General features: G+C 56.2%; 25 protein-coding genes. 13 read left to right on the top strand and 12 right to left on the bottom strand.

The window, feature by feature from the left end; all coding sequences use genetic code 11:
• Nucleotides 1–14 precede the first annotated feature (14 nt).
• On the top strand, nucleotides 15–1,304 hold the full coding sequence (gene uraA / locus ACOTY9_RS07100) for a uracil permease (protein ID WP_348565349.1): 1,290 nt from the start codon (nucleotides 15–17) through the stop codon (nucleotides 1,302–1,304).
• 95 nt (nucleotides 1,305–1,399) lie between these two features.
• Entirely contained in the window at nucleotides 1,400–2,101 is a 702-nt protein-coding gene (locus tag ACOTY9_RS07095; RefSeq protein WP_213014348.1) for a DnaA inactivator Hda, read from the top strand.
• A gap of 80 nt (nucleotides 2,102–2,181) precedes the next feature.
• Here the strand turns inward: ACOTY9_RS07095 and ACOTY9_RS07090 are convergent, their stop codons facing one another.
• From ACOTY9_RS07090 to celB, 3 genes are read right to left on the bottom strand one after another with little or no spacing between them, the layout of a single operon-like run.
• The gene (locus ACOTY9_RS07090; protein ID WP_348565728.1) at nucleotides 2,182–3,600 is read right to left on the bottom strand and encodes a leucyl aminopeptidase family protein; all 1,419 of its coding nucleotides are present in this window, start codon (nucleotides 3,598–3,600) and stop codon (nucleotides 2,182–2,184) included.
• The gene (locus tag ACOTY9_RS07085) at nucleotides 3,600–4,556 is read right to left on the bottom strand and encodes a N(4)-(beta-N-acetylglucosaminyl)-L-asparaginase (RefSeq protein WP_348565350.1); all 957 of its coding nucleotides are present in this window, start codon (nucleotides 4,554–4,556) and stop codon (nucleotides 3,600–3,602) included. Before ACOTY9_RS07085 ends, ACOTY9_RS07090 begins: the two co-directional genes overlap by 1 nt.
• Nucleotides 4,557–4,559: 3 nt before the next feature.
• Entirely contained in the window at nucleotides 4,560–5,879 is a 1,320-nt protein-coding gene (gene celB, locus ACOTY9_RS07080) for a PTS cellobiose transporter subunit IIC (RefSeq protein WP_023337590.1), read from the bottom strand.
• A 146-nt stretch (nucleotides 5,880–6,025) separates the two neighbouring features.
• On the opposite strand from celB, the gene ACOTY9_RS07075 reads away from it, so the two are divergent.
• Nucleotides 6,026–6,850 (top strand): XRE family transcriptional regulator, encoded by an 825-nt coding sequence (locus tag ACOTY9_RS07075; protein ID WP_348565351.1) that lies wholly within the window; start codon nucleotides 6,026–6,028, stop codon nucleotides 6,848–6,850.
• On the opposite strand, the gene arsC is transcribed toward ACOTY9_RS07075, so the two are convergent.
• Both arsC and bepA read right to left on the bottom strand, forming a co-directional pair.
• Nucleotides 6,847–7,203, bottom strand: a complete 357-nt coding sequence (gene arsC, locus ACOTY9_RS07070; RefSeq protein WP_023331051.1) for an arsenate reductase (glutaredoxin) — start codon at nucleotides 7,201–7,203, stop codon at nucleotides 6,847–6,849. The genes ACOTY9_RS07075 and arsC overlap by 4 nt on opposite strands.
• Before the next feature lie 13 nt (nucleotides 7,204–7,216).
• Nucleotides 7,217–8,680 (bottom strand): beta-barrel assembly-enhancing protease, encoded by a 1,464-nt coding sequence (bepA, locus tag ACOTY9_RS07065; protein WP_014884770.1) that lies wholly within the window; start codon nucleotides 8,678–8,680, stop codon nucleotides 7,217–7,219.
• A 221-nt stretch (nucleotides 8,681–8,901) separates the two neighbouring features.
• Here bepA and ACOTY9_RS07060 point away from each other — a divergent pair, with 221 nt between their 5' ends.
• Complete coding sequence (locus tag ACOTY9_RS07060) at nucleotides 8,902–9,966, top strand: AI-2E family transporter (RefSeq protein WP_014884769.1); 1,065 nt, start codon at nucleotides 8,902–8,904, stop codon at nucleotides 9,964–9,966.
• An 85-nt stretch (nucleotides 9,967–10,051) separates the two neighbouring features.
• Here ACOTY9_RS07060 and bcp read toward each other — a convergent pair whose 3' ends face one another.
• Both bcp and ACOTY9_RS07050 read right to left on the bottom strand, forming a co-directional pair.
• Nucleotides 10,052–10,522 (bottom strand): thioredoxin-dependent thiol peroxidase, encoded by a 471-nt coding sequence (gene bcp, locus ACOTY9_RS07055; protein ID WP_014884768.1) that lies wholly within the window; start codon nucleotides 10,520–10,522, stop codon nucleotides 10,052–10,054.
• Nucleotides 10,522–11,091, bottom strand: coding sequence for a glycine cleavage system transcriptional repressor (locus ACOTY9_RS07050; RefSeq protein WP_014884767.1), 570 nt, complete (start codon nucleotides 11,089–11,091; stop codon nucleotides 10,522–10,524). Before ACOTY9_RS07050 ends, bcp begins: the two co-directional genes overlap by 1 nt.
• A 145-nt stretch (nucleotides 11,092–11,236) precedes the next feature.
• Here ACOTY9_RS07050 and dapA point away from each other — a divergent pair, with 145 nt between their 5' ends.
• From dapA to ypfH, 6 genes are all read left to right on the top strand, one after another.
• Complete coding sequence (gene dapA / locus ACOTY9_RS07045; RefSeq protein WP_014884766.1) at nucleotides 11,237–12,115, top strand: 4-hydroxy-tetrahydrodipicolinate synthase; 879 nt, start codon at nucleotides 11,237–11,239, stop codon at nucleotides 12,113–12,115.
• Nucleotides 12,116–12,131: 16 nt separating this feature from the next.
• A complete protein-coding gene (gene bamC / locus ACOTY9_RS07040; RefSeq protein ID WP_014884765.1) occupies nucleotides 12,132–13,166 on the top strand; it encodes an outer membrane protein assembly factor BamC in 1,035 nt (344 codons plus the stop codon).
• 109 nt (nucleotides 13,167–13,275) lie between these two features.
• Nucleotides 13,276–13,989: a phosphoribosylaminoimidazolesuccinocarboxamide synthase gene (gene purC / locus ACOTY9_RS07035; RefSeq protein WP_008501631.1), complete on the top strand. Its 714-nt coding sequence runs from the start codon at nucleotides 13,276–13,278 to the stop codon at nucleotides 13,987–13,989.
• 120 nt (nucleotides 13,990–14,109) lie between these two features.
• Entirely contained in the window at nucleotides 14,110–14,979 is an 870-nt protein-coding gene (locus tag ACOTY9_RS07030; protein WP_014884764.1) for a neutral zinc metallopeptidase, read from the top strand.
• Nucleotides 14,979–16,925, top strand: a complete 1,947-nt coding sequence (locus ACOTY9_RS07025; RefSeq protein WP_348565729.1) for a tRNA(Met) cytidine acetyltransferase TmcA — start codon at nucleotides 14,979–14,981, stop codon at nucleotides 16,923–16,925. The genes ACOTY9_RS07030 and ACOTY9_RS07025 overlap by 1 nt, the downstream gene beginning before the upstream one ends.
• Before the next feature lie 73 nt (nucleotides 16,926–16,998).
• Entirely contained in the window at nucleotides 16,999–17,694 is a 696-nt protein-coding gene (ypfH, locus tag ACOTY9_RS07020; protein WP_014884762.1) for an esterase, read from the top strand.
• A 71-nt stretch (nucleotides 17,695–17,765) separates the two neighbouring features.
• Here ypfH and ACOTY9_RS07015 read toward each other — a convergent pair whose 3' ends face one another.
• Genes ACOTY9_RS07015 through ACOTY9_RS07005 form a run of 3 tightly spaced genes read right to left on the bottom strand, consistent with a single transcriptional unit; the run spans nucleotide 17,766 to nucleotide 19,475 of the window.
• Entirely contained in the window at nucleotides 17,766–17,963 is a 198-nt protein-coding gene (locus ACOTY9_RS07015) for a YpfN family protein (protein WP_014171111.1), read from the bottom strand.
• Between the two features lie 24 nt (nucleotides 17,964–17,987).
• Nucleotides 17,988–19,115: a succinyl-diaminopimelate desuccinylase gene (gene dapE / locus ACOTY9_RS07010; RefSeq protein WP_014884761.1), complete on the bottom strand. Its 1,128-nt coding sequence runs from the start codon at nucleotides 19,113–19,115 to the stop codon at nucleotides 17,988–17,990.
• A gap of 3 nt (nucleotides 19,116–19,118) precedes the next feature.
• Nucleotides 19,119–19,475: an ArsC family reductase gene (locus ACOTY9_RS07005; RefSeq protein ID WP_014884760.1), complete on the bottom strand. Its 357-nt coding sequence runs from the start codon at nucleotides 19,473–19,475 to the stop codon at nucleotides 19,119–19,121.
• Between the two features lie 387 nt (nucleotides 19,476–19,862).
• Between ACOTY9_RS07005 and ypfM the strand changes: the two genes are divergently transcribed.
• The gene (ypfM, locus tag ACOTY9_RS07000) at nucleotides 19,863–19,922 is read left to right on the top strand and encodes a protein YpfM (RefSeq protein WP_015572204.1); all 60 of its coding nucleotides are present in this window, start codon (nucleotides 19,863–19,865) and stop codon (nucleotides 19,920–19,922) included.
• Nucleotides 19,923–20,030: 108 nt separating this feature from the next.
• Here ypfM and acrD read toward each other — a convergent pair whose 3' ends face one another.
• Both acrD and narQ read right to left on the bottom strand, forming a co-directional pair.
• Nucleotides 20,031–23,144, bottom strand: a complete 3,114-nt coding sequence (acrD, locus tag ACOTY9_RS06995) for a multidrug efflux RND transporter permease AcrD (protein WP_014884759.1) — start codon at nucleotides 23,142–23,144, stop codon at nucleotides 20,031–20,033.
• Between the two features lie 142 nt (nucleotides 23,145–23,286).
• Complete coding sequence (narQ, locus tag ACOTY9_RS06990) at nucleotides 23,287–24,981, bottom strand: nitrate/nitrite two-component system sensor histidine kinase NarQ (protein ID WP_421637320.1); 1,695 nt, start codon at nucleotides 24,979–24,981, stop codon at nucleotides 23,287–23,289.
• Between the two features lie 220 nt (nucleotides 24,982–25,201).
• Between narQ and nudK the strand changes: the two genes are divergently transcribed.
• Nucleotides 25,202–25,792, top strand: coding sequence for a GDP-mannose pyrophosphatase NudK (nudK, locus tag ACOTY9_RS06985; protein ID WP_014884757.1), 591 nt, complete (start codon nucleotides 25,202–25,204; stop codon nucleotides 25,790–25,792).
• 109 nt (nucleotides 25,793–25,901) lie between these two features.
• A complete protein-coding gene (locus tag ACOTY9_RS06980; protein ID WP_045268318.1) occupies nucleotides 25,902–26,945 on the top strand; it encodes a DUF1176 domain-containing protein in 1,044 nt (347 codons plus the stop codon).
• Nucleotides 26,946–26,972 lie beyond the last annotated feature (27 nt).

The raw sequence follows: 26,972 nt of genomic DNA, 5'->3' as shown, positions 1-26,972 counted from the left end.
CAGAGGAAAACACTATGACGCGCCGTGCTATCGGGGTGAGTGAAAGACCGCCGCTTTTACAGACTATCCCGCTTAGTTTGCAGCACCTGTTCGCCATGTTTGGCGCAACCGTGCTGGTGCCAATCCTGTTTCACATTAACCCGGCTACCGTGCTGCTGTTCAACGGCATCGGTACGCTGCTGTATCTCTTTATCTGTAAAGGCAAAATCCCGGCGTATCTCGGGTCGAGCTTCGCCTTTATCTCTCCGGTGCTATTGCTGCTGCCGCTGGGTTATGAAGTGGCGCTGGGCGGCTTTATCATGTGTGGCGTACTGTTCTGCCTGGTCTCCTTCATTGTGAAGAAAGCCGGAACCGGCTGGCTGGACGTGATGTTCCCCCCTGCGGCGATGGGCGCAATCGTTGCCGTCATCGGTCTCGAACTGGCGGGCGTGGCGGCGAATATGGCCGGTCTGCTGCCTGCGGACGGGCAATCGCCGGATTCTAAAACCATCATTATCTCGATGGTGACGCTGGGCGTGACGGTGTTTGGCTCCGTGCTGTTCCGCGGCTTTATGGCGATTATCCCGATCCTGATCGGCGTGCTGGCGGGCTATGCGCTCTCCTTCGTGATGGGCGTGGTGGATACCTCACCGATTGCCGAGGCGCACTGGTTCGCGCTGCCAACCTTCTACACCCCGCGCTTCGAGTGGTTTGCTATCTTCACCATTCTGCCCGCCGCACTGGTCGTGATTGCGGAGCACGTCGGCCACCTGGTGGTAACGGCGAACATCGTTAAGCGTGATTTAATCCGCGACCCGGGTCTGCACCGCTCCATGTTTGCGAACGGTTTCTCCACCATCATCTCCGGTTTCTTCGGATCCACGCCAAACACCACGTACGGTGAGAACATCGGCGTGATGGCAATCACCCGCGTCTACAGCACCTGGGTTATTGGCGGCGCGGCGATTATTGCCATTCTGCTCTCCTGCGTGGGTAAGCTGGCGGCAGCGATTCAGATCATCCCGGTGCCGGTCATGGGCGGCGTCTCGCTGCTGCTGTATGGGGTAATCGGTGCCTCCGGGATTCGCGTGCTGATTGAATCGAAAGTGGATTACAGCAAAGCGCAGAACCTGATCCTCACCTCGGTCATTCTGATTATCGGCGTGAGCGGTGCGAAGGTGCACATCGGTGCGGCCGAGCTGAAAGGCATGGCGCTGGCGACCATCGTCGGCGTGGGCCTGAGCCTGATTTTCAAGCTGATCTCGGTGATCCGCCCGGAAGAGGTGGTACTGGACGCTGACGAAAGCGAAAAAGCGCCACATTGATCCTTTAACCGGGTGGACGATCCGCCCGGTTCTCTCCTTGCTGGTTCCGTGTTAAACTCCGTTCCGATTTTACGTAAGATCTGGTTGAGGTACTTCTGAACGGACCGGCACAGCTCTCTCTGCCACTCTATCTCCCTGACGATGAAACTTTTGCGAGTTTCTGGCCGGGTGATAACCCCTCTTTACTGGCTGCACTGCAAAACGTGCTGCGCCAGGAGCACAGCGGATACATCTATATCTGGTCACGCGAAGGCGCGGGGCGCAGCCACCTGTTGCATGCCGCCTGCGCGGAGCTTTCGGCGCGCGGTGATGCGGTAGGCTATGTGCCGCTGGATAAACGTACCTGGTTCGTGCCTGACGTGCTGGAGGGAATGGAACATCTCTCCCTGGTCTGCATCGATAATATCGAATGCGTGGCGGGGGATGAGCCGTGGGAAATGGCGATCTTTAACCTCTATAACCGCATTCTGGAGTCGGGCAAAACCCGACTGCTGATCACCGGCGATCGTCCACCGCGCCAGCTCAATCTTGGGTTGCCGGATCTGGCGTCACGTCTGGACTGGGGGCAAATCTACAAGCTCCAGCCGCTGTCGGATGAAGATAAGCTTCAGGCATTACAGCTGCGCGCAAAGCAGCGTGGCTTTGAGCTGCCGGAAGACGTGGGCCGTTTCCTGCTCAAGCGCCTGGACAGGGAAATGCGCACCCTGTTCGATACGCTCGATCAGCTCGACCGCGCTTCCATTACCGCCCAGCGCAAGCTGACCATTCCGTTTGTGAAAGATATCCTTAAGCTTTGAGTGTTTTCGCCCGGTGGCGCTACGCTTACCGGGCCTACAGGTGCTCTTTGTAGTCCGGGTAAGGCGCAGCCGCCACCCGGCTAAAGATCCCCCATCAGGTGTTCAACCAGAAGCGGAATCGGCCGTCCTGATGCCACGCTCCGTCCACCTTCACGCCACAGCGCCGTGCCGCTGATATCCAGATGCGCCCACGGAATGGTTGGCGGGCAGAAGTGATGCAGCAACCACGCCGCCGAGGCGCTTATCGCCGCATTGTTGGTTGGCGTGTTGCACAGATCGGCGATGGCGCTGTCGGTCTGCTTTTTCAACCGCGCATCCAGCGGCAGGGACCACACTTCGTCGCCACTCTGTTTCCCTGCCTGCGTCAGCGCACTGCGCAGCGGTTCATCCTGCGTCATTAGCCCGCTTAGCTCATACCCCAGCGCCTTCACGACTGCACCGGTTAAGGTCGCCATATCAATAATATAGCGCGCCTGCGGATGCCGCTGGCTGGCCCAGGCGATGGCATCTGCCAGCACCAGTCGACCTTCAGCATCGGTATTGTTGATTTCAACCGTGGTGCCGTTGCAGGCTGTTGCCACCGTGCCGGGCTGCATGGCATTGGGGCCGATGGCATTTTCTGCCAGTGCCAGCACGCCCATTATGCGTACGGGTAATCCCAGCTCTGCCACGGTGAGCATCAGCCCCAGCACGTTAGCCGCCCCGCACATGTCATATTTCATGGTGTACATGCCCGCACCTTCTTTTAGCCACAGACCGCCGGTATCAAAGGTGATGCCTTTTCCCACATAGCAGCGCACCGGGCCGTCGTGAGTGCCATCATAATGCATCGCCAGCAGACGTGGCGGGCAGGTGGCTCCTTTGCCGACGGCGTGCAGTAGACCCAGGCCGTGCTCAACAATCTCTTTTTCGTTGAGCACTTCGCAGCGCAGGGCGGGGAAGAGGGCGCAGAGCTTTAGTGCCTCTTCTACCACAAACTGCGGCGTACACCGGTCAGAGGGGATATCCGCCAGACGTCGTGCCGCGACCATGCCGTGCGCGATAGCCTGCTGCTGGCGGAAAACACCCTCCAGCTTCGCCTGTTGTTCCGGCAGGCAGAGGGCGGTGATATGCGCAATACGGACGTCATCGTCGGTTTTCTTTAGCTGCAAATCGCTTAGCCGGTGCGCCTGATTAAAGAGAAAACGCAGCACTTGCGCCAGCACGACGTCGTCGATATTTGTCACATCCAGCATCACATCGGGACTCACGGGTGAGGCCAGCAGCGGGCGCAGCGCCGTGAGCAATCCTTCTGTCAGGCTATCGTGCCAGAGCGCATCCGGGAGCAGCGTGATCCGGGCAAAAGGGGCGCAGCCAAAGCGGGCGTCAGCGATGCCGCTGGACTCGCGCATTTCCGCGATAAGCGCATTTTGCGGCAAATGCGCACAGGCGGTGCGGGCGATGAAATGGCTTTGCGGCTTTGCGTCGGAAAGTGCGGTAATGAGTTGATATGTAATCATCATGACTCCTCAATCGGGGCGCGGATCCGCGTGGCATAGGCCTGCATCCATTCATCGTCTACCGCGTGATAATGCGTTTTTTCCCGCAGACGCTCTGTGCGATAAACGGTGAGAGGCTGTCGAGCCGTCGCCACCACAAACGAAAAGGTTTTGATATTCGTCGCGGCGCCGAACTCGCCCTTGTTATTCATGCACACCACGGAAAGATCGCCCGCGCGACCGAAGCGCGACATCAGCCTATCTTCCAGCTCGAACACCACTGAATCTGCGGCCTGCTGCGGCGACATACCTTGCGCCATCCGGCGAACGATTTCGTAGCTGGTGCAGCCTTTCATCAGATCTTCACCGACGCCCGTGGCGGTAGCGGCACCGGTTTCGCTGTCGCAGTAAAAGCCGGAGCCGATAATGGGGGAATCCCCAATGCGGCCGCGTTTTTTCATAAACAGGCCGCTGGTGGAGGTGGCGACGCTCATGGAACCCTGCTTATCAAGACCGATAATGCCGACGGTATCGTGTCCGTCGTACGGGCTTAAGCCTTTATCCAGCGTCTCGCGGCAGCGCTTGCGGTAGTGCTGCATGGCGCGCTCCGTGAGCATGGTTTTGTCGGCAAAGCCCTGGCTCAGTGCCCATTCACGTGCGCCCTGGCCGACCAGCAGGCTGTTGTAGCGCTGGCGGCTCAGCGCGTGCGCCACGCGCACCGGATTGGCGACATCCACCAGATTTCCTACGGCACCGAACGCCAGCGTGTCGCCGTCCATGTACGCCGCATCCAGCTCGACTTCGCCGTTTTCGGTAGGCAGCCCGCCATAGCCGACGGATTTATACAGCGGGAAGTCTTCCACGGCAGCGACGGCATCCACCACCGCTGCTGAGACCGGTTTTCCCGCCGCCAGGGCAGATGCAGATTCCGTTACGCCTTCAAGCGCCATTCGCCAGGTTGCGATAATTCCCCACATGCTTTACTCCTGTTTTGCAAGGGTGGTGTCAGTTTGCGTGACCGTGCTCAGCTCCGCAGCACGGTACTGTTTGTCCACGATACGCATGAAAGGCAGGTACAACATGGCGCCAATCAGCAGGTTGATAAGCTGCATCACGCTGCCGCTCAGGTGCCCGGTAACGATAAAACCGCTGATGACCGGTGGCAGCGTCCAGGGGATAAACACCCCGGTGGTGACGGCGACCGCGCCAATTTTCATCGCCGCATACTGCACGGTAACCAGCACCAGCGGCACCAGGTTGAACGGAATAAGCATGATCGGGTTCATGATCACCGGCAGGCCAAACAGGATCGGCTCGTTAATGTTAAACACCGACGCCCCCGCGCCGAGGCGCGCCACTTCGCGCATGTTTTTACTGCGGGCGAAAATCAGCATCGCAATCACCAGCGACAGCGTGGCGCCCGCCCCCCCCATCCAGATCATGTCAAAAAACTGTTCAGTAATAATGTGCGGCGGCGTCGTGCCCGCCTGAATGGCGGCGATGTTATCGGTCTGGTTTTCCATCCACAGCGGACGAATGATGCCGTTGATCATCGAGCCGGAGTTAATCCCCACTGACCACAGAATAGTGATGCTGAATACGGTCATCAGCGCGCCAAAGTAAGAGGTGCCGTAGTGGCGTACCGGCGTGGCGACCACCTCGTAAATGAACTGATGGATGGTGTTGTAGTGGGTATTTTCGAAGATGATGCGGATACCCAGCACCAGTATCATGACCAGCAGGGCCGGGATCAGCGCTGCGAAGGACTCCTGCACCGCAGGCGGCACGCCGTCCGGCATTTTAATGACCAGATTTTTGCGCTTCAGCCAGCAGAACAGTTCCGTCCACAGCAGCGAACCGATCATCGCCACAAACAGCCCCTTGCTGCCAATCCACTCTACCGGTATGACGGTAATGCCGCCGTTTTCCGCCACTTTGATAAACGGCGTCAGGATTAAAAATGCGACCAATGCCAGGATGCCGCAGGAGATACGGTCCTCGCCATAGTGTTCGGCCAGGCGGAAGGCGACCAGGAAGCTGATAAACAGCGACATGGTGGAGAAGACCGCATTGAACGGAATTTCGATAATCGCGCTCCAGCTCTCACCAAAGGCCTGAGACATAAACTGCTGATAGGTTTGATTCGGGAACGACGAGATGACGAGCAGAATGGAGCCGACGATGATAAATGGCATGAATGAAACGTAGGCACCACGAATGGCCCCGAGATGGCGCTGCTGGGCCGTTTTCGCCGCCAGCGGCATCAGTTTTGCTTCAAGAAATCCCAGAACATTGTTCATTGTGAACTCCGTACAAGATTGAGGGGTGTTGTTTATGTTATGTCTGTGGATTATCAGTGAAGCGCGGTGAGCGAAAGGTGAAATCGGTCACAAAGCAATCGCTTGTATAATATAAATCTCATAAGATTGGTTTCAGGAGGATTGGAATGGAAATCAAACTGCACGCCAATGCCACCACCACGCCGCGCATCCGCCGCTACCTTCAGCAGTCTGATAAAAGCGACAGGGAACTGGCCGTTGAGTTGGGGATCTCGGTCACCACCGTCAGGCGCTGGCGCAACCGCGATCGGGTTTCGGATAACCACACTACGCCAAAAGTGATACACAAAGCGCTGAGACAAGAGCAGGTTGCACTGGTTAATGCTCTGCGCGACATATCAGGTGCGCCATTAGATGAATTGCTGCAGATAGTTAACGACATCCTGGGCATCCCCGTCTCACGGGCAACGCTGAGTCGCTATCTCAAACCGGCACCCGCGAAACAAAAAGGGGTTTCGTTGCAGGGAAAAAAGGCGCTGAAAGCTGGCATCAGGCCGCATACGCTGCTGCTGTATCATCAGCCTTTGTCGCTGCATATGGATGATGGGGGGGAACAACACCTGCTCTGGGCGCGCGAACCGGTGAGCGGCTGGTGTTATGCCCGGCTCTATGCGGGTCTTTCACCGCAGTTGCTCACTACCTGGACGCGCGCGCTGCTGGAGGCCTGCCCCGCTGATATACAATCTGTTGAGACTTTCGGTTTTGAACCGACGCTGCCTGCACAAGACGTTGTTGTTAACGCTCATCCACACAAGCACAATGCGCTGCAGGTGGCGCTACCGCTCCGGGATATTATTCCGCGAGTGAATGATGAACCGGCTGGAGAGGTCGTTATCACGCTATGCGAGTTTTATAACCGGGGTAAAACGCAGAAAAAACTGGGAGAAAGTACGCCGCAGGCGTTTCTGGAAGCGCTGCGGCGTAAGGACTAGAGGATCTCGAGGACATCTTCCGGCGGACGGCCGATGCGTGCTTTACCGTTTGCCACCACAATCGGTCGCTCAATCAGCTTTGGATTGTCAACCATCGCCTGAATCAGCTGGTCTTCGCTGAGGTAAGTGTCGTCCAGATTCAGTGACTTATACAGATCCTCTTTCTGGCGCATCAGTTCGCGCGCGCTGCCCATTCCCAGCATGTGCAGCAGCTGACGAAGCGTCTGCGCGTCCGGCGGTGTGTCGAGATACAACACCACGTCAGGGTCGATACCGTTAGACTTCAGCAGGCTGAGCGTGTCGCGGCTCTTGGAGCAGCGAGGGTTATGATAAATTTTTACCGCGTCTGTCATGATTTCTCCTTGATTACATCTTCTCGTACGGCTTAAAGCGTTGTTGCAGACTACGCAGCTGGTCGATACGCGCGTCGTAGCGGGCCTGTTGCAGGCTGCCGAGTTTGACCTGCGAGCTGGCACTGCTCAACAAGGAAATCGCCTGATCGAGGCGACCCGCCAGTGCCAGGCCTTCAGCACGCGCGGCCAGCTCCTGATCGCGGTTACCCAATTGCCCCTGGGCCTGGGCGAGCAATTCCCAGCCGTTCTGGTCATCTTTATTGTTAAAGGTATAGCGGTTCAGGATGGTCACAGCCTCCGCTGGCTGACCGCCCTGTAGGTAAGCGTTAGCAAGGTTAAGCTGTAGCACCGGGTTGGTGCGTATGTCTTTCGCCCCTTTCAGGCGGTTAATCGCATCGGTGGTTTTCTTCTGCCCCAGATCGATATCCGTCGAGAGATCGAGATACCATGGGTTATTCGGATCTGCGGCCAGCAGGGGCTGCAGCGCTTTACGCGCGTCGTCGTATTTGCTGGCTTCCATCGCCTGTAATGCCTGGCCATACTGCGCGGCGTTTTTTTCACGCACGTTGCCTTTCGCAAGGGTGTCCAGCAGATCGCTGGTAAGCTGGTTACGCCCGGAGTTGTACATGCCGAGCGTTCGCACTTTCGCCATGTAGAAGTCCTGAGACGACTGCACGACGACCGGGCGCATCTGGTTGGCACGGTTACGTGCATCCGACAAACGGCTTTCCGGTAACGGGTGGGTGAGTAAAATTTCCGGGGGACGGGAAGAGTAACGTGCCTGATCGAGCAGTTTTTCCAGGAAGCTCGGCATGGCCTGCGGGTCAAAGCCCGAACGCTGTAAAACCTGAATGCCGATACGGTCCGCTTCCTGTTCGTTTTGCTGGGTGAAGCTGATCATCCCCTGACGCGTTCCGGCCAGCGTACCGGTCAGTGCCGCCATCCCCGCCTGTGGGCTGGCCATTGCGAGCAGAATAGAACCCAGCGCGCCCACCCAGGTGAGCGGGGCATTGCGCTTCTGGTCTTCCATTGCACGCGCCAGGTGGCGCTGGGTGACGTGTGAAATTTCGTGCGCCATCACCGAAGCCAGCTGGCTTTCGTTGTCAGAGTAGCGAAATAACGCCGAATGCAGCACCACGTTCCCGCCAAAGAAGGCGAAGGCGTTAATTTCGTCGTTATTGATTAAATAGAAATGGAAGGGCGTTTTGACCGAGTCGGCGTGCGCCACCAGACGCATCCCCAGCCCGTTAATATACTGTACCAGCAAAGGATCGTTAATCAGCGGGGCGCTGCCGCGCAGTTGGCGAACATAGTAATCGCCCATTTGCATCTCTTGCCCGATAGAGAGCGTGCTTCCTGCTGTGGTGCCCATGTCCGGCAATGAGTCGGACGAGTCAGCGAAAGCGGGCAACACCTGACCGACCGTCACTGCGGCAATCAGTGTTGCAACCAGTGTTTTTCTCAACTGCCTGAACATAACCACTGTCCTGTATGTTGGATGTGCTAATTTGACCGATGAACCGCCATATCGTTCATCTCTGCTGCCCTGCGAGTGTAGCTGTGTTACAGCATGAAGAAAATCCCATTCATCAGGCTTTTGCGGATTGTGACAGGGATACAAAAAGCGAAAGTCTTTTTTGTGACAGTTAGATACAATTCACCGTCTCACTCCCGCCATTCGATTCAGGGAAGGGTTGTATGCTCGAAATGTTAATGCAGTGGTACCGGCGTCGGTTCAGTGACCCGGAAGCCATTGCTTTGTTGGTTATTCTGGTTGCCGGATTCGGTATTCTGTTCTTCTTCAGCGGCCTTCTCGCGCCTCTGCTGGTGGCGATTGTGCTGGCGTATCTGCTGGAGTGGCCAACGGCGCGCCTGGAACATATCGGTTGTTCTCGTCGCTGGGCGGCGAGCATCGTCCTGGTGCTGTTTGTCGGCATTTTGCTGTTGATGGCCTTCGTGGTGATGCCCGTGGCCTGGCAGCAGGGGATCTATCTGATCCGCGATATGCCCGGCATGTTGAATAAGCTCTCTGATTTCGCCGCCACCCTGCCGCGCCGTTATCCCGCGTTGATGGACGCCGGTATCATCGACGCGATGGCGGAAAACATGCGTGCCCGCATCATGACGATGGGCGACTCGGTGGTGAAATATTCGCTGGCCTCACTGGTGGGGCTGCTCACTCTGGCCGTTTACCTCGTGCTCGTGCCGCTGATGGTTTTCTTCCTGGTCAAAGATAAAGACCAGATGCTTAACGCCGTGCGGCGTATTTTGCCGCGCAACCGCGGGCTGGCGGGGCAGGTCTGGGAAGAGATGAACCAGCAGATCACTAACTACATTCGCGGCAAGGTGCTGGAGATGATGGTGGTGGGGGTAGCAACCTGGATTGGTTTCGTGATCTTCGGCCTCAACTACTCGCTGCTGCTGGCCGTGCTGGTGGGATTCTCGGTCCTGATTCCGTACATCGGCGCGTTTGTGGTCACCATTCCGGTGGTGGGCGTCGCGCTGTTCCAGTTTGGTCTGGGGACGGAGTTCTGGAGCTGCTTCGCGGTGTACCTGATTATTCAGGGGCTGGACGGGAACCTGCTGGTACCGGTGCTGTTCTCCGAAGCGGTAAACCTGCATCCGCTGGTGATTATCTTATCCGTGGTGATTTTCGGCGGGCTGTGGGGGTTCTGGGGCGTGTTCTTTGCGATTCCGCTGGCCACGCTGATTAAAGCGGTGGTGCACGCATGGCCGGATGTACCGGCGGTGGAAGAGAAGTAGATTTTGTCGGGTGGCGGCTTCGCCTTACCCGACCTACACACGAAATGTAGGCCGGGTAAGCGCAGCGCCACCCGGCACAAAAGTATCAGGCGTTTGCTTTCAGCCAGTTCAACACCACGTCGTGGTGATTACTGGTTTTGAAGTCGTCAAACACATGTTCAACTTTACCGTCAGCGTCAATCAGGAAGCTGATGCGGTGAATGCCGTCATAGGTTTTCCCCATAAACGTTTTCTCACCCCAGACGCCAAACTGCTCGCAAACCTGGTGGTCTTCGTCGGAAAGGAGCGTAAAGTTCAGCAGCTCTTTTTCCGCAAATCGTGACAGCTTTTCTGGTTTATCGGTGCTGATACCCAGCACTTCCACACCGACTTTTTTCAAGTCGTCCATGTTATCGCGTAAGCCGCAGGCCTGTACGGTGCAGCCGGGGGTCATGGCTTTCGGGTAGAAATAGACCAGAACACGCTGTCCCTGGAAGTCGGTCAAATTTACTTGCTCACCGTCTTGATCCGGTAAGCTAAATTTCGGTGCGATGTCACCGGCTTTCAGTGGATTCATTACTCAACTCCATCCTGTTCGTGCTGCGAATAATTGACGACGCTTATACTGCCCTGCGCGTTTAATTCTGTACAGAGGGCTTTGAACGCTTGCTCGATATTTGACGCATCCTGTGAGGCAGGGCTGTGTGCAGTGATTTGAATAAAGAGCGTGGGAACGGTGCTCTCGTCGCCCGGTTGCGTGCGGGAAACGAGCTCGGCAATGTTCATCTGATGGCTGTCGAACAGCGCGGTAAAACGCTCGATCAGATGCGGGGAATCAGTGACTTCAACCTGCACCCAGACGGTAGCGGGCATGGCCGGGCGCGGGCGCGCGGTAGTGCGTTTCATCACGATCAGCAAATCCAGCTCCGCGCCTTTCAGCGGCAGGGTGGATTCAATAAGGGTAATGGCATTCCATGTTCCGGACAGCAGCATGATAAACGTGAACTCTTCGCCGAGCATTGCCAGACGGCTGTCTTCGATATTACAGCCGCAGCTGCTCACGTGACGGGTGATGGTGTTCACGATACCCGGCCTGTCGGCACCCAGCGCAGTGATAACCAGGTAATGTTGTGATGAGGTTGTCAAACCTGTTCTTCCTTTGCATGGTTAAGTCTTCCTAAGGAAAGCATAAAAAAAACATGCATACAACCGCCTGAGGGCCTCAGGTCGCTTGCTTTTATTACAGTTCCAAACGTACCATTGAGGCTCTTGTTCGCACAGAGGATGGCTCATGTTCACGGGAAGTATTGTCGCGCTTGTAACACCGATGGATGAAAAAGGTAACGTCTGCCGGTCTAGCATGAAGAAGCTGATTGATTACCATGTCGCCAATGGAACCTCGGCGATCGTTTCGGTAGGGACTACCGGTGAATCTGCAACGCTGAGCCACGAAGAGCATGGCGATGTGGTTATGCTGACCCTGGAGCTGGCTGACGGACGTATTCCGGTCATCGCGGGGACAGGCGCTAATGCAACCGCAGAAGCGATCAGCCTGACCAAACGTTTTAATGACAGCGGCATCGTAGGCTGTCTGACGGTGACCCCTTATTACAACCGTCCTACCCAGGAAGGTTTGTTCCAGCACTTCAAAGCCATCGCTGAACATACTGACTTGCCACAAATTCTGTATAATGTGCCGTCCCGTACTGGCTGCGATATGCTGCCGGAAACCGTTGGTCGTCTCTCGGAAGTAAAAAATATTATCGGTATTAAAGAGGCGACAGGGAACTTAAGCCGCGTTCATCAGATCAAAGAGCTGGTTTCAGACGACTTTATCCTGTTGAGTGGTGATGATGCGACCGCGCTGGACTTTATGCAGCTCGGTGGTCATGGCGTGATCTCCGTAACGTCAAACGTTGCGGCGCGCGATATGGCTGAAATGTGCAAACTGGCCGCAGCCGGTCACTTTGATGAGGCACGCGTCATTAACCAGCGCCTGATGCCGCTGCACAATAAATTATTTGTCGAACCCAATCCGATCCCCGTGAAATGGGCGTGTAAGGAGTTGGGACTTGTAGCATCCGATACGCTGCGTTTGCCAATGACACCGATTACCGACCACGGTCGCGACATCGTCAGGGCAGCGCTGAAGCATGCCGGTTTGCTGTAAAGTTTAGGGAGATTTGATGGCTTATTCAGTACAGAAGTCGCGCCTGGCGAAGGTTGCGAGTGTTTCGCTTGTTATGCTGCTCGCTGCCTGTAGTTCAGACTCGCGCTACAAGCGCCAGGTGAGCGGTGATGAATCCTATCTGGATGCGACCCCGCTTGCTGAACTTCATGCACCGGCTGGTATGATCCTGCCGATTCAGAACGGCGATTATAATATCCCCGTCACCAATGGCAGTGGCCTGGTGGGTAAAGCGCTTGATATTCGTCCACCCGCTCAGCCTCTGGCGCTGGTCAGCGGAGCGCGTACCCAGTTCACCGGTGATACGGCGTCTCTGCTGGTTGAAAGCGCGCGCGGAAGCAATCTGTGGCCACAGGTGGTGAGCGTTATTCAGGCGAAGAACTACACCATTGATAAACGCGATGACGCCAGCCAGACCTTAACCACCGACTGGATCGAGTGGAACCGCCTGGATGAAGATCAGCAGTACCGTGGACGTTATCAAGTCTCCGTTAAACCACAGGGTTATCAGCAGGCGGTTAACGTTAAGCTGTTAAACCTGGAGCAGGCGGGCAAACCGGTTGCGGATGCCGCCTCCCTGCAGCGTTACAGCACTGAAATGCTGAACGTGATTGCCGCGGGTCTGGATAAGACTGCGACTGATGCCGCAAATGCGGCGCAGAGCCGTAACGGCGTCACCTTCGACGTTCAGAGCGGTGCGGACGATACCGGCCTGCCAATGCTGGTGGTGCGTGCACCGTTTAACCAGACCTGGCAGCGTCTGCCAGCGACGCTGGAAAAAGTGGGCATGAAAGTGACCGACAGCACCCGTTCAACCGGTAGCATGACGGCAACCTATAAGCCACTGTCCGACAGTGCATGGCTGGAGCTGGGCGCCAAAGATCCTCAGCTTGCCTCCGGTGATTACAAGATTCAGGTAGGCGACCTTGATAACCGCAGTAGTCTGCAGTTTATCGATCCAAAAGGTCACACGCTGACCCAGTCGCAGAACGATGCGCTGGTCGCTGTCTTCCAGGCAGCATTCAGCAAATAAATACGAGGGCGGGTTAATCCCGCCCTTTTTATTTTCGTGCTACGCAAACGTGTGCGTGGCATAATATGCCCAGTTTTGAACACAAATCATCACACCAGGAGTAATGAAGATGCAGAAGCAAGCTGAGTTGTATCGTGGCAAAGCGAAGACCGTATACAGCACGGAAAACCCGGATCTGTTGGTGCTCGAGTTCCGCAATGATACGTCAGCAGGGGATGGCGCGCGCATTGAGCAGTTCGATCGTAAAGGCATGGTGAACAACAAGTTCAACCACTTCATTATGACCAAACTGGCCGAAGCGGGTATCCCGACTCAGATGGAAGCGTTGCTGTCCGATACGGAATGTCTGGTGAAAAAACTGGATATGGTTCCGGTTGAGTGCGTTATTCGTAACCGTGCAGCGGGCTCCCTGGTGAAGCGTCTGGGTATTGAAGAAGGTATCGAACTGAATCCACCGCTGTTCGACCTGTTCCTGAAAAACGATGCCATGCACGATCCGATGGTCAATGATTCCTACTGCGAAACCTTCGGCTGGGTCAATAAAGAGAACCTGGCGCGCATGAAAGAGCTGACCTACAAAGCCAACGACGTGCTGAAAAAGCTGTTTGACGATGCGGGCCTGATCCTCGTCGACTTCAAGCTGGAGTTCGGTCTGTTCAAAGGCGAAGTGGTGCTGGGTGATGAGTTCTCCCCGGACGGTAGCCGCCTGTGGGACAAAGAAACCCTGGATAAAATGGACAAAGACCGTTTCCGTCAGAGCCTGGGTGGCCTGATTGAAGCCTATGAAGCGGTTGCTCACCGTTTAGGCGTTAAGCTCGACTAACTCCCTCACTTGCCAAAGGATGTTTGCATCCTTTGGCGTCTTACCTTTGTTTCCTATGGTAATCTTGCCGTTAACCGCCTACGATCATAGCTATTATTAATGGAATAGTTCGAGGTGGTTATGCGCTGGCAAGGGCGTCGTGAAAGTGACAATGTAGAAGACAGGCGCAGTGATGGCGGCGGCGGTCCTTCAATGGGGGGACCCGGCTTTCGGCTACCCAGCGGCAAGGGCGGTATCATCCTGCTGATTGTGGTGCTGGTCGCTGGTTATTACGGGGTCGACCTCACCGGTTTGATGACCGGTCAGCCGCTGCAACAGCAACCACAGTCTCCGCGCTCCATCAGCCCGAACGAAGATGAAGCGGCCAAATTTACCTCCGTTATTCTCGCGACCACTGAAGATACATGGGGTCAGCAGTTCGAGAAGATGGGGCGCACCTATCAGCAGCCGAAACTGGTGATGTACCGGGGCGCAACCCGTACCGGATGTGGTACCGGTCAATCTGTGATGGGGCCGTTCTACTGCCCGGCAGATGGCACCGTCTATATCGATCTCTCTTTTTACGATGACATGAAACGCAAGCTTGGCGCTGACGGTGATTTTGCCCAGGGCTACGTTATCGCGCATGAAGTCGGGCACCATGTGCAGAAGCTGCTGGGCATTGAGCCAAAAGTGCGTCAGCTACAGCAAAATGCGTCTCAGGCTGAAGTGAATCGTCTTTCCGTCAAGATGGAACTGCAGGCGGACTGCTTCGCAGGCGTCTGGGGGCACAGCATGCAGCAGCAGGGCGTACTGGAATCCGGCGATCTTGAAGAGGCATTAAACGCGGCGCAGGCCATCGGCGATGACCGTCTTCAGCAGCAAAGCCAGGGACGTGTCGTACCGGACAGCTTCACTCACGGTACGTCGCAACAGCGTTACAGCTGGTTTAAACGCGGTTTTGACAGCGGTGATCCTGCCCAGTGTAATACCTTCGGCAAAGCCATGTGATGGTGTCGTTTGCACATCTGATACGCGAGCTTGAGCGAACCGGGCACCGCCGTCTGGTGGTGCTCACGGGCGATGAGCCGTGGACGCTGAGCCAGGCCACCGCCCTGCGTGATGCTTTACCGGGAGACTGGCTGTGGCTGAATGAAAACCCGTCTAAAGCCATCGGCGGACTGTTGGGACGCGAATACCTGCATGCTGTGTTTGACGCGCATGCCGGGTTTGACGTCTCCGCATTCGCCGCACTCAGCGGAACGTTGCGCGCCGGGAGCCTCCTCGTACTGCGAGTACCACCGTTCTCTGGCTGGGCCGACAGGCCAGACAGCGATTCTGTGCGCTGGAGTGACAGCGCAGAGCCGATCGCTACCCCGCACTTTGTTCACCATTTTTGCCGGACGCTTGCCGCCGATACGGATGCGATCGTCTGGCAACAGCATCATCCCCTGACGCTTCCCGCTGCGCCAGATTTACCCGTCTGGCAGCCCGCCAGCGGTGAGCCGCAGCGTGAGCAGGCGGCGATCCTCGACGCGCTTTTGGTCATGCCTGCGGGCATCGCTGCCGTGACGGCACCTCGCGGACGCGGAAAGTCAGCGCTGGCGGGGATGCTGCTGGGCAGCATCCAGGGGAGTGCGGTGGTGACGGCCCCGGCGAAAGGCGCAGCAGATGTCATCGCGCGTTTCGCGGGCGAGCGTTTTCACTTTATGGCACCCGATGCGCTGCTGGACTCCACGCTGCAGGCCGACTGGCTGATTGTCGATGAAGCGGCAGCCATCCCAGGCCCGCTGCTGGAGAAGCTGGTGACACGCTTTCCCCGCGTATTACTGACCACTACGGTTCAGGGTTACGAAGGGACGGGCAGGGGATTTCTGCTGAAGTTCTGCGCCCGGTTCAGTGGGCTGCAGCGTTATACCTTATCCACCCCCATTCGCTGGGCGGCCGGATGTCCGCTTGAACGGATCGTGGCGAATACGCTGCTGTTTGACGATGCGCTTATCGACCACAAACCGGAAGGTGAGGTGTCTGTAAGGTCTCTGGAGCCACAAGAGTGGGAGAGCGACCCGGCACGAGTGGCAAGCGTTTATGAACTGCTCTGTGCTGCCCACTACCGGACCTCACCGCTCGATTTACGCCGGATGATGGACGCCCCCGGCCAGCACTTTACGGTTGCGGACGCGGGGGCTGATATTGCGGGCGCGCTCTGGCTGGTGGACGAGGGCGGATTGTCCCCCGAACTCAGCCGGGCGGTGTGGGCTGGCTCTCGTCGTCCACGAGGGAACCTTGTGGCGCAGTCGCTGGCGGCGCACGGCGGAACGCCTCTTGCGGCGACGCTGAAAGGCCGACGGATTAGCCGCATTGCGGTTCATCCCCGTCGTCAGCGGGAAGGCATCGGTCAGCGGCTGATCCTGAACGCCAGCGGTGAAGATTATCTCTCCGTGAGTTTTGGTTATACCGACGAGCTGTGGCGTTTCTGGCAGCGGTGCGGGTTTGTGCTGGTGCGAATGGGCAGCCATCGGGAAGCCAGCAGCGGGTGTTACACGGCAATGGCGCTGCTGCCGCAGAGCGAAGCCGGGCATCAACTGTGTATGCAGGCACATCGGCGTTTATGCCGCGATATGCGCGTCCTGTCGGCCTGGAATGGCGAAAAGATCCCGGTGACTGATGCCTGGGAAGCTACCCTTAATAGTGACGACTGGCTGGAGCTGGCGGGGTTTGCTTTTGCGCACCGGGCGTTTTCAACCTCGGTAGCCGCGCTGACGCGGTTGCTGTTAGCCACAGATATGTCGCTTCCGGCGCTGCGCGGGAAAATCGAGGGGAGAAGCGAAGCGGTCGGGCGAAAAGCGTTACTGGCAAAGCTTCGCGAAGAAACCGCGCAAGCGCTTGAGAGCCATGATTATTCGCGCTGCCAGCAGTTGAAAGCAGACATTTTGCAATGGCAATTTTTTCAATGACTTCTTCAGTAAAGTGGCATGGTCATTACCCCGCAGAGGCGTAAAATCCTGCTCATCAATTAAGGAGACCGCCATGAAACACGACCATTTTGTTGTTCAAAGCCCTGACAAACCGGCTAAACAGTTACTGCTTCTGTTTCATGGTGTTGGCGATAATGCCGTCAATATGGGGCAGATTGGTAGCTGGTTTGCGCCTGTTTTCCCTGAAGCATTGATTGTCAGCATCGGCGGCGTAGAACCGTGTGGTCCGAACGGACGACAGTGGTTCCCGGTTCAGGGCGTGACGGAGGAGAACCGTCAGGCGCGCATTGATGCCATCATGCCCACGTTTATCGACATCGTACGCTACTGGCAGCAGCAGAGCGGCGTGGGTGCTGACGCGACCGCGCTGATTGGCTTCTCGCAGGGATCTATCATGTCCCTGGAAAGTGTGAAAGCGCAGCCGGGTCTGGTTTCACGGGTGATCGCGTTTAACGGCCGCTTTGCGACGCTGCCGACGAGTGCGACCACGCAGACCACGATCCATCTGATCCACGGTGGTGAAGATCGGGTCATTGAGCTTTCACATGCGGTTGCCGCTCAGGAAGCATTGATTCGTGAAGGTGGGGATGTGACGCTGGATATCGTTGACGATCTGGGCCATGCGATTGACGACCGCAGCATGCAATTCGCGCTCGATCATCTGCGTTATACCGTGCCGAAGCACTACTTTGATGAAGCGCTCAGCGGCGGCAAGCCGAATGACGATAATATTGTTGAGTTTATGTAGGCACTTTCCCCCTCACCCCCAGTTCCTCTCCCCACAGGGGCGAGGGTTAGGGGGAGGGGTGAGATTAACAATTACTTCTTCTGGTCTTTCTTCGGCCAGTCGTCGTCATCGTCCCACTTGTCGTTAAAATCGCGGTGTGGCGGGAGATCCGGCTTGTTCGCAAGAAACTTTTTGTGGTCAACGCGCTTAAGGTCTTTAATCACGTTGAGCAGTACGCCGACCAGAAACACCAGCACCAGAATCCACCAGTACTTTGAAAGCCAATCCATTCGCTATTCCTCTCTGAGCATTCGTCAGGCGACGAGTTGCTCCATAATACGTTGATACATACGAGCCAGCAGTTGCAAATCTGCCGCATTAACACACTCATTTATTTTATGAATGGTTGCGTTTACTGGCCCCAGTTCGACAACCTGAGCTCCCATACGGGCGATAAAGCGTCCGTCTGAAGTGCCACCCGTCGTCAGCAGTTGTGGCTTAATTTCATTATAGTGCTCGATGGCGTTCACTACCGCATCAACCAGTTTGCCGCGCTGCGTCAGGAACGGCTGGCCGGAAAGCCACCAGTCCACGGTGTAGCGCAGGTGATATTTTTCCAGCAGCGCGACAACGCGCGCTTTGATCATCTCATCGGTCAGTTCGGTGCTGAAGCGGAAGTTGAACTGGACGAAGAAGTCCCCCGGGATCACGTTGTTGCTGCCGGTCCCGGCCTTGACGTTAGCAATCTGCATGCTGGTCGGGGGGAAGAACTCGTTACCTTTGTCCCACTCAATCGCCACCAGTTCGCTCAGCATTGGCGCAGCGCGATGAACGGGGTTATCGGCCAGATGTGGATAAGCAACATGTCCCTGAACGCCGTGAATGGTCAGGTTACAGGTCAGTGAGCCACGGCGACCGTTTTTCACGACATCGCCCACCACTTCGGTACTGGACGGCTCGCCGACCAGACAGTAGTCGAGACGCTCGTTGCGCGCCATCAGCGCTTCAACCACCTTCACGGTACCGTTATGGGCACTGGCTTCTTCGTCGGAGGTGACCAAAAACGCGAGACGGTTTTTGTGGTTCGGATGCTGAGCCACGAAGCGTTCAGCCGCGACCACCATCGCTGCCAGCGAGCCTTTCATGTCTGCCGCGCCGCGGCCAAAGAGCATGCCATCGCGGATGGTCGGTTCAAACGGCGGGTTAATCCAGCGATCTGCGTCACCTGCGGGAACGACGTCAGTATGCCCGGCAAACGCCAGCGTTTCACCCTGGCCGCGCCACGCCCAGAAGTTCTGAGTATCGCCAAAATCCATGCGTTCAACGGTAAAACCGATGGCACGCAGGCGCTCAATCATTAATGCCTGACAACCTGCGTCGTCCGGGCTAAGGGAAGGACGGCGAATAAGCTGTTGAGTCAGCTCAATGACCGGGCATGACATACACTACACCTCAACGAAAAAGTCAGAATAAAGGGTTTCACTGAAACCCAGCAGCATAGGCTGACCTGGCTTGCAGAGCAATGGGCGTTTGATAATTGCCGGCATTTCACGCATCAGTTTTGCCGCGCTGTCGGCATCAACGATGCTGGCGCGCAGGGATTCGTCCAGTTTACGCCAGGTGGTACCGCGGGTGTTAAGCAGTGCCTCCCAGCCCAGTTCATTGATGGCGTTATGCAGAAAATCTGCATCAAGCCCATCGGCACGGTAATCGTGGAAGCGGTACTCGATGTGGTTCGCTTCCAGCCAGCGGCGGGCCTTTTTGATGGTGTCGCAATTTTTAATGCCGTACATCACAACCATGGTGAATCCTTTTGTCCTTATGACCATTAAATGTTCAATAAATTCGAAGATATATCCTTAAGCAGAATATAACACATTCAGGAATACTCTGGATTTACACGTCTGCTTAATTCAACGCACATCTGTACGCTGAATATTCTTTCATCATTTAAGCATAGATGTCCACCGGGTATAAATTGCTAACAAACTCAGCGGGTAAAATAAAGCTCACCCGTTCGTAGGGTTATTTCAAAATATTGCTGGCCGTCACACAAAATTTAAGATTCTCCATTCATATTTATCATAAATCCCCAACGGTGGCGGGGTACAATCACAGCAATTGGTTAAATAGTCTTCACAATGATGATACGTTTTCGTAGAATGCGCATAATAATAAGAGAGGTTGTTATGATTGAACGTGAACTGGGGAACTGGAAAGATTTTATCGAAGGCATGCTTCGTAAATGACATTCAGTAAGAATTGCAAGAGCACTTAAATAAGTAAAATAATCATAGTGTGAATTAATCACACAATAAAAAGGCGGCTGATAAAGCCGCCTTTTTTATGGCTGAATGTTATTCCTGCCGCTCTCTGAGCGGGAAGCGACGACGCACCAGCACGAAGAACAGCGGCACGAAATAAATGGCCAGGATGGTGGCCGAAATCATGCCCCCCATTACCCCGGTACCGACCGCGTGCTGGCTGCTGGAACCTGCACCCGTGCTGGTTGCCATTGGCAATACGCCAAAAATAAAGGCCAGCGAGGTCATCAGGATCGGGCGCAGTCGCTGACGGCAGGCATGTAGCGTGGCGGCCATCAGCTCGTGGCCTTTGGCATTCATCTCGTTGGCAAACTCAACGATCAAAATGGCGTTTTTCGCCGACAAGCCGATCACCGTCAGCAGCCCGACCTGGAAGTAAACATCGTTTTCCAGGCCGCGCATCCAGGTTGCCAGCAGCGCACCGATAACCCCAAGCGGTACCACCAGCATGACCGAGAACGGAACCGACCAGCTCTCATACAGCGCGGCAAGGCAGAGGAACACCACCAGCAGAGAAAGGGCATAAAGCGCGGGGGCCTGCGCGCCGGAGAGACGTTCCTGGTAAGACATGGCCGTCCATTCCAGACCAAAACCGGCGGGCAGCTGTTGCACCAGTTTTTCCATGGTGTCCATGGCCGTGCCGGTACTTACGCCCGGCGCGGCTTCCCCGACGATTTCCACCGCAGAATAACCGTTATAGCGCTCCAGACGCGGCGAACCGCTCTCCCAGCGCGAGGTGGCAAACGCCGAGAAGGGAACCATCCCGCCGCTGTTATTGCGAACAAACCAGCGGTTAATATCATCCGGCAGCATGCGGTACGGCGCGGCGGACTGAACATATACTTTTTTCACGCGACCGCGATCCATAAAGTCGTTCACATAGCTCGAGCCCCACGCCGTTTGCAGGGTGTCGTTGATATCGTCGATGGAGACGCCCAGCGCCTGCGCCTTACGCTGGTCGATATCCACCTGAAGCTGCGGGCTGTCGTCCAGGCCGTTGTGGCGCACGCGGGTCAGGCCAGAATCATTACCTGCCAGCGCTAACAATTTGTCGCGTGCCGCCATCAGCGCATCGTGGCCCGCGCCGGCGTGATCCTGCAGCTCCATATCAAACCCGGCAGAACTCCCCAGGCCGCTGATCGCTGGCGGACTGCTCGCAAAGACGCGCGCCTCTTTAATACGGGAAAAGGCTTTAGTGGCACGTTCAATGATGGCAAATGAGGTTCCCGTTTGGGTGTCCCGTTCATTCCAGTCTTTCAGACGGACAAACATACGGGCGACGTTCTGCCCGTTCCCGCCCGGGCCGGAGCCAACGGTCGAGAAGACCGACACAACGTTATCTTTCTCGTGGGTGAAGAAGTACTGCTCTACGTTCTGGACCACTTTCAGCGTCTGCTGCTGCGTTGAGCCGCTCGGGAGCTGCACCGAGGTGATGAACATCCCCCGGTCTTCCATCGGCAGGAACGAGGTGGGCAAATGCAGAAACAGCCACACCATGCCGCCCAGCAGTACAACGTAAATCATCATCCAGCGCAGGCTGCGGTGCAGCACTTTACCGACCGCAGATTCATACCTGGCGGCATTGCGGTTGAACATCCGGTTAAACCAGCCGAAGAACCCTTTCTGACCGTGATGTTCCCCTTTGTGCAGCGGCTTGAGGAGGGTGGCGCAAAGCGCAGGGGTGAGGATCAGGGCCACCAGTACGGAGAGTACCATTGCTGAGACGATGGTTATCGAGAACTGGCGGTAAATCGCGCCGGTCGTGCCGCCGAAGAAGGCCATCGGGATAAAGACCGCCGACAACACCATCGCAATGCCGACTAACGCCCCCTGAATTTGACCCATGGATTTTCGCGTGGCCTGGCGCGGGGAAAGACCTTCTTCGCTCATGATGCGTTCGACGTTTTCGACCACCACGATGGCATCATCCACCAGCAGGCCAATTGCCAGCACCATGGCAAACATCGTCAGGGTGTTAATGCTGTACCCGAACGCGTAAAGCACCGAAAAGGTACCCAGCAGCACCACGGGGACGGCAATAGTGGGGATCAGCGTGGCGCGGAAGTTTTGCAGGAACAGATACATGACCAGGAATACCAGGGCAATCGCTTCCAGCAGGGTCTTTACCACATCCTCAATCGAGGCTTTTACGAAGGAAGTGGTTTCATAGGCGACTTTATACTCCAGCCCGTGCGGGAAATACTGCGACAGCTCATCCAGACGGTCCAGCACCAGTTTCGCCGTCGCCATTTCGTTTGCGCCGGAGGCCAGCTTTATCCCAAGGCCAGAGGCCGGGTTGCCGTTAAATCGGCTCAGGTAGTCGTATTTCTCAGCACCCATTTCCACCGTCGCCACATCGCTCAGACGCACTTCTGAGCCATCCTGATTCACGCGCAGGGTGATGTTGCGGAACTGGTCCGGTGTCTGAAGCAGGGATTGCGAATTAATGGTGGCGTTCAGGGCTTGTTTATCAACGGAAGGCGTTCCTCCCAGTTGCCCCACGGCAATTTGTGCGTTCTGGGCTTTGATGGCATCCGTCACGTCGGTGGCCGTCATCTGATAGCTGTTCAGCTTGTTGGGATCGAGCCAGATACGCATGGAGTATTGTGAGCCGTAGGCGTCGATATCCCCCACGCCGTTGATACGGCTGAGCGGGTCCTGAATATTACTGGCGACGTAGTCCGCAATGTCCTGTTTATCCATTGAGCCATCGGTGGAGACAAACGCGATGGTCAAAATGTTGGTATCACCGGTTTTACGTACGGTAACGCCCTGGTTCTGCACCGCCTGGGGCAGCTTACGCATAGCCGACTGAAGCTGGTTTTGTACCTGCTGCACCGCTTCGTCCGGGTCGGTGCCCGCCTTAAAGCTCAGGGTAACCGTCGCTTGTCCCGTGGCGCTGCTTTGCGAGGACATGTACATCAGGTTATCCAGACCCGTCATGTTCTGCTCGATAACCTGCGTCACGGTGTTTTCCAGCGTTTGTGCGGAAGCGCCGGGGTAGTTTGCGGTGACACGCACATTAGGCGGTGCCAGATCGGGATATTGCTCAACAGGAAGAGAAGTAATCGCCAGGACACCTGTCAGACACAACAGGATGGCAAGCACCCAGGCAAAAATGGGGCGATCGATGAAAAAATTCGCCATGTAAAAGTGACCTCGTTTTGCTGCACGTCATTATTGTTTATTGCCCGCCTAACTTTAGCGGTAAGGCCCAGGTCAAACGTGGAGAAATAAAGGAGATAGTGTAAATTATCATGCGCTTTTCCCTGCGCTTGCCTCTTTACCGTTATTTACCCGTTAACGGTGCAGGCACCGGGAACGTCACGCTGACCAGCGTGCCGCCGTTTTGCGGTTGCGAAAAGTGCAGCATGCCTCCGAGTCGTTGTGCGCGCTCACGCATAATGTTCAGTCCGTAGTGTCCGGGCGGTTCGCTTGCCTCGCCAATCCCGATGCCGTTGTCGCGAATGCTGACGCTGTGCGTGCCATCCACCGCCGTTACGCAGCTAACGGTAATTTCGCTGGCCTGGGCGTGCTTAATCGCATTCAGAACGGCTTCCCGGACGATCTGCAATAAATGCACCTGTTTCTGGGCGTCAAGCGCCAGGGAGGAGAGACGACAGTCGAGGTGCAGCCTGGCCTGCGTCTGGCTCTGCAGGGCATCGAGAGACTCCTGCAGCGCCGCGGGTAAATTCGCATGATTTAACGTCAGCCGGAAGGTCGTCAGCAGCTCGCGCAGCTGCTGCCAGGCGTTGTTCAGCTCGCGGGAGAAGTCGGTGATGATAGTTTGCGCGGGAGCATTATCCGCTGGCACCGCGCGTTTAAGCAGGGCAAGCTGGATCCGCAGATAAGACAGCACCTGCGCCAGCGAATCGTGCAGTTCCCGGGCGATGGTGGCGCGTTCTTCCATCAGCAGCAGCTGCTGGTAATGCTTTTGCGCCTGGTTAAAGTACAGCCCGCGCCCGAGCATGGTCGCCACGCTTCTCATCAGCGGGAGGGGAACGCTGTCCGTCTCGCTTTGCCAGCGCAGCTCACCGTAAAGGGTGTCCTGCATCAGTACTGGCAGATTTTGCATCGGGATGCTGCCCGACGCGGTCCCTTCACACAGTCGCCAGTCGTCACTGGTGCGGAGTTCCAGGTAATTCATCTGAGTGTATTCATGGACAATCTGCAATATGTGCCGAAAACAATGGCTGTCTATCTGCCCCGTATTCAACGCCTGGGAGCATTTAAACAGCATGTCGAGCTGCTGGTGGGCTTCGTGCAAATGTCGCGTCTTTTCCGCCACGGAAGCTTCAAGCGACCGATAAAGGGTGTGTAGCTCCCCCGACATATGGTTGAAAGCGCGGGAAAGTTGGCCCAGCTCGTTGGGTAGGGCGGTATCCGGCGCAGGCGTCGTAAACTCTCCTCGCTCAATCCGCTCGCTGGCCGCCACCAGATTGTTCAGCGGTAATACGACCTGGCGGCGGATACGCCGCAGGGTAAACAGCGTCAGCATCAGGATCCCGAGGGCGCCAGCCAGAGAGAGGAGGGTCACTGTCTGGATTTTATGTTCACTGTAATGCTGGAGGGCGAGCACAAAGGCATCAATGCGGCCGACAAAATCCTCAATATGCGCGGCATACCATGCGCTGTCACCGCGGGCGATGTGCTTATCCATTTCCAGCCAGGCAAACTGCAGTTGCTGGTAGCGCGTTTTGACATTGCCCGGAACGTACCAGCGGTTCAGCTTTTGCAGGGAAGGTGCGCTTAATGTCTGCCGCCAGTTCTCACGATGCGCCATAAGGGAAGGGCTGTTACGCTGCATCTCGTAACCGAGACGATAGCTCTGCATGCGCAGTGAACCCGCAACGTTGATGGCTTCAGCGTCGCGCTGGCTGCTGGCAAGGGTCATTAGCGCGACGCTGCTGGTCAGCACGGAGAGAACAATTATCGAAAAGAAAGCCCAGGCAAGGCTTCCGGAAACGGGTCGCTTAACGGTCACAGAACGGCTCTCTGGGAGAAATAATCAGACGTTTCGGGCAGGTGTACATTGCCTGATAACGCAGTGATGAGTAAACACTTTATTCATACGTACAGTAAGGTTATTGCGCCTGGCGCAACCGGAAACATCATCCAGCGAGAAACGCGCCGTCTGAACCCACGGGCGACAAAGCGAGCGTCACGGCGTAGTATAAACAGACTCATTTTGCCGTGGAGCCCGTATGTCCCTGAACATTACCGTTATCAAAGACAAAATCCTTTCTGAAAATTACTTTGTCCTGCGTAACATCACTTACGATTTAACCCGTAAGAACGGGGACGTTATTCGCCATAAACGCGAAGTCTACGACCGGGGCAATGGCGCTACCATTCTGCTGTATAACCGCGAAAAGCAAAGCGTGGTATTGATTCGTCAGTTTCGGGTGGCGACATGGGTCAATGGCAACGCGGACGGGCGCCTGATTGAAACCTGCGCCGGTCTGCTTGATGACGATGAGCCGGAAGTCTGTATTCGCAAAGAAGCCATAGAAGAAACGGGTTTTGAGGTGGGTGCGGTACAAAAAGTCTTTGAGCTTTTCATGTCTCCAGGCGGGGTGACCGAGCTGGTCCACTTCTTCGTTGCGGAATACACCGACGCTCAGCGTACTCACCGCGGCGGCGGGGTCGAGGATGAAGATATTGAAGTGCTTGAAATGCCCTTCGCTCAAGCGCTGGAAATGGTGAAAAGCGGCGAGATACGCGACGGTAAAGCGGTGATCCTGCTGCAGTATCTGCAAACCAGCGGCGTGATGAACGCCGCGCAGGTCCGGTGATAAGTTATATTTCAGATAAATCTATCCGATAAATCCGATTGAGCCCGCCCGTCCAGGGCACGAAGATACGCCCCAGATTGACCTTTTCGTTTCCGGGGCTGTGCCATTCATGCGCTACTGCGTTTTGCTTCTCTTCTTTTTTTGCGTGCTACCCGCACCTCTGGTGTGGGCTGCACCTGCGCAGCAGTCTTTCTCTGACTGGCAGGTCACCTGCAATAACCAGAATTTTTGCGTTGCCCGAAATACCGGTGAACACCGCGGGCTGGTGATGACGCTGAGCCGTAGCGCTGGGGCAAAAACGGACGCCAGCCTGCGTATCGATCTCGGCGGGCTTTCGGCTCCTCCGGTAAAAGAGCCTGACATCGCCCCCCGACTGCTGCTCGACGACGTTCCCTTAAAACTCAATGCCCAGCACTGGCAGTTAACGCCCTGGCATCTCAAGACTGACGATACGGGTACCCTCACCACGTTTCTGAAAACGATTCAGGAAGGACAGAGGCTGACCCTGCGCGGAGGGAAGCAGACGATCTCTCTGGTCGGACTGAAAGCGGCGCTGCTGTTTATCGACGCTCAGCAAAAGCGCGTGGGCAGCGAAACAGCATGGATTAAAAAAGGGGATAGCCCGCCGCTGAGCGTGCCTCCAGCTCCGGCATTAAAAAAGGTGGCCGTGGTGAACCCCACGCCAACTCCACTCTCCCACGCTGAACTGAACGATCTGCTGGATTACGGCACCTGGCGGATGAACAACAGCCAGTGCTCGCTGGATCCTAACCGCCGCGAAGTGCGCGTCACCGCATTAACGGATGATAAAGCGCTGCTGATCGTCAGCTGCGAGGCGGGGGCTTACAATACGGTCGATCTGGCGTGGCTGGTATCGCGTAAAAAACCGTTCACCTCGCGCAGCGTCAGGCTGCGTCTGCCGTTTACCCCGTCCAGTCAGAGTAGCGATATGGAACTGATGAACGCCAGCTTCGATGAAAAAACACGCGAGCTGACGACGCTCGCACTGGGGCGTGGGATCGGTGATTGTGGGATCCAGACGCGCTGGCGTTTCGACGGCCAGCGCTTCCGCCTGGTGCGGTATGCGGAAGAGCCAAGCTGCGATAACTGGAACGGGCCGGACGCCTGGCCCACGCTGTGGATCACGCGGTAGTCCGGCTTACGATTTGATGGTGTTGTA

The organism is Enterobacter cloacae complex sp. SHL012, from assembly GCF_049237505.1.
Taxonomy (GTDB): Bacteria; Pseudomonadota; Gammaproteobacteria; order Enterobacterales; family Enterobacteriaceae; genus Enterobacter; species Enterobacter kobei.
Note: the sequence above shows the minus strand (reverse complement) of the source record. Positions and strands in the feature narration are given on the sequence as shown.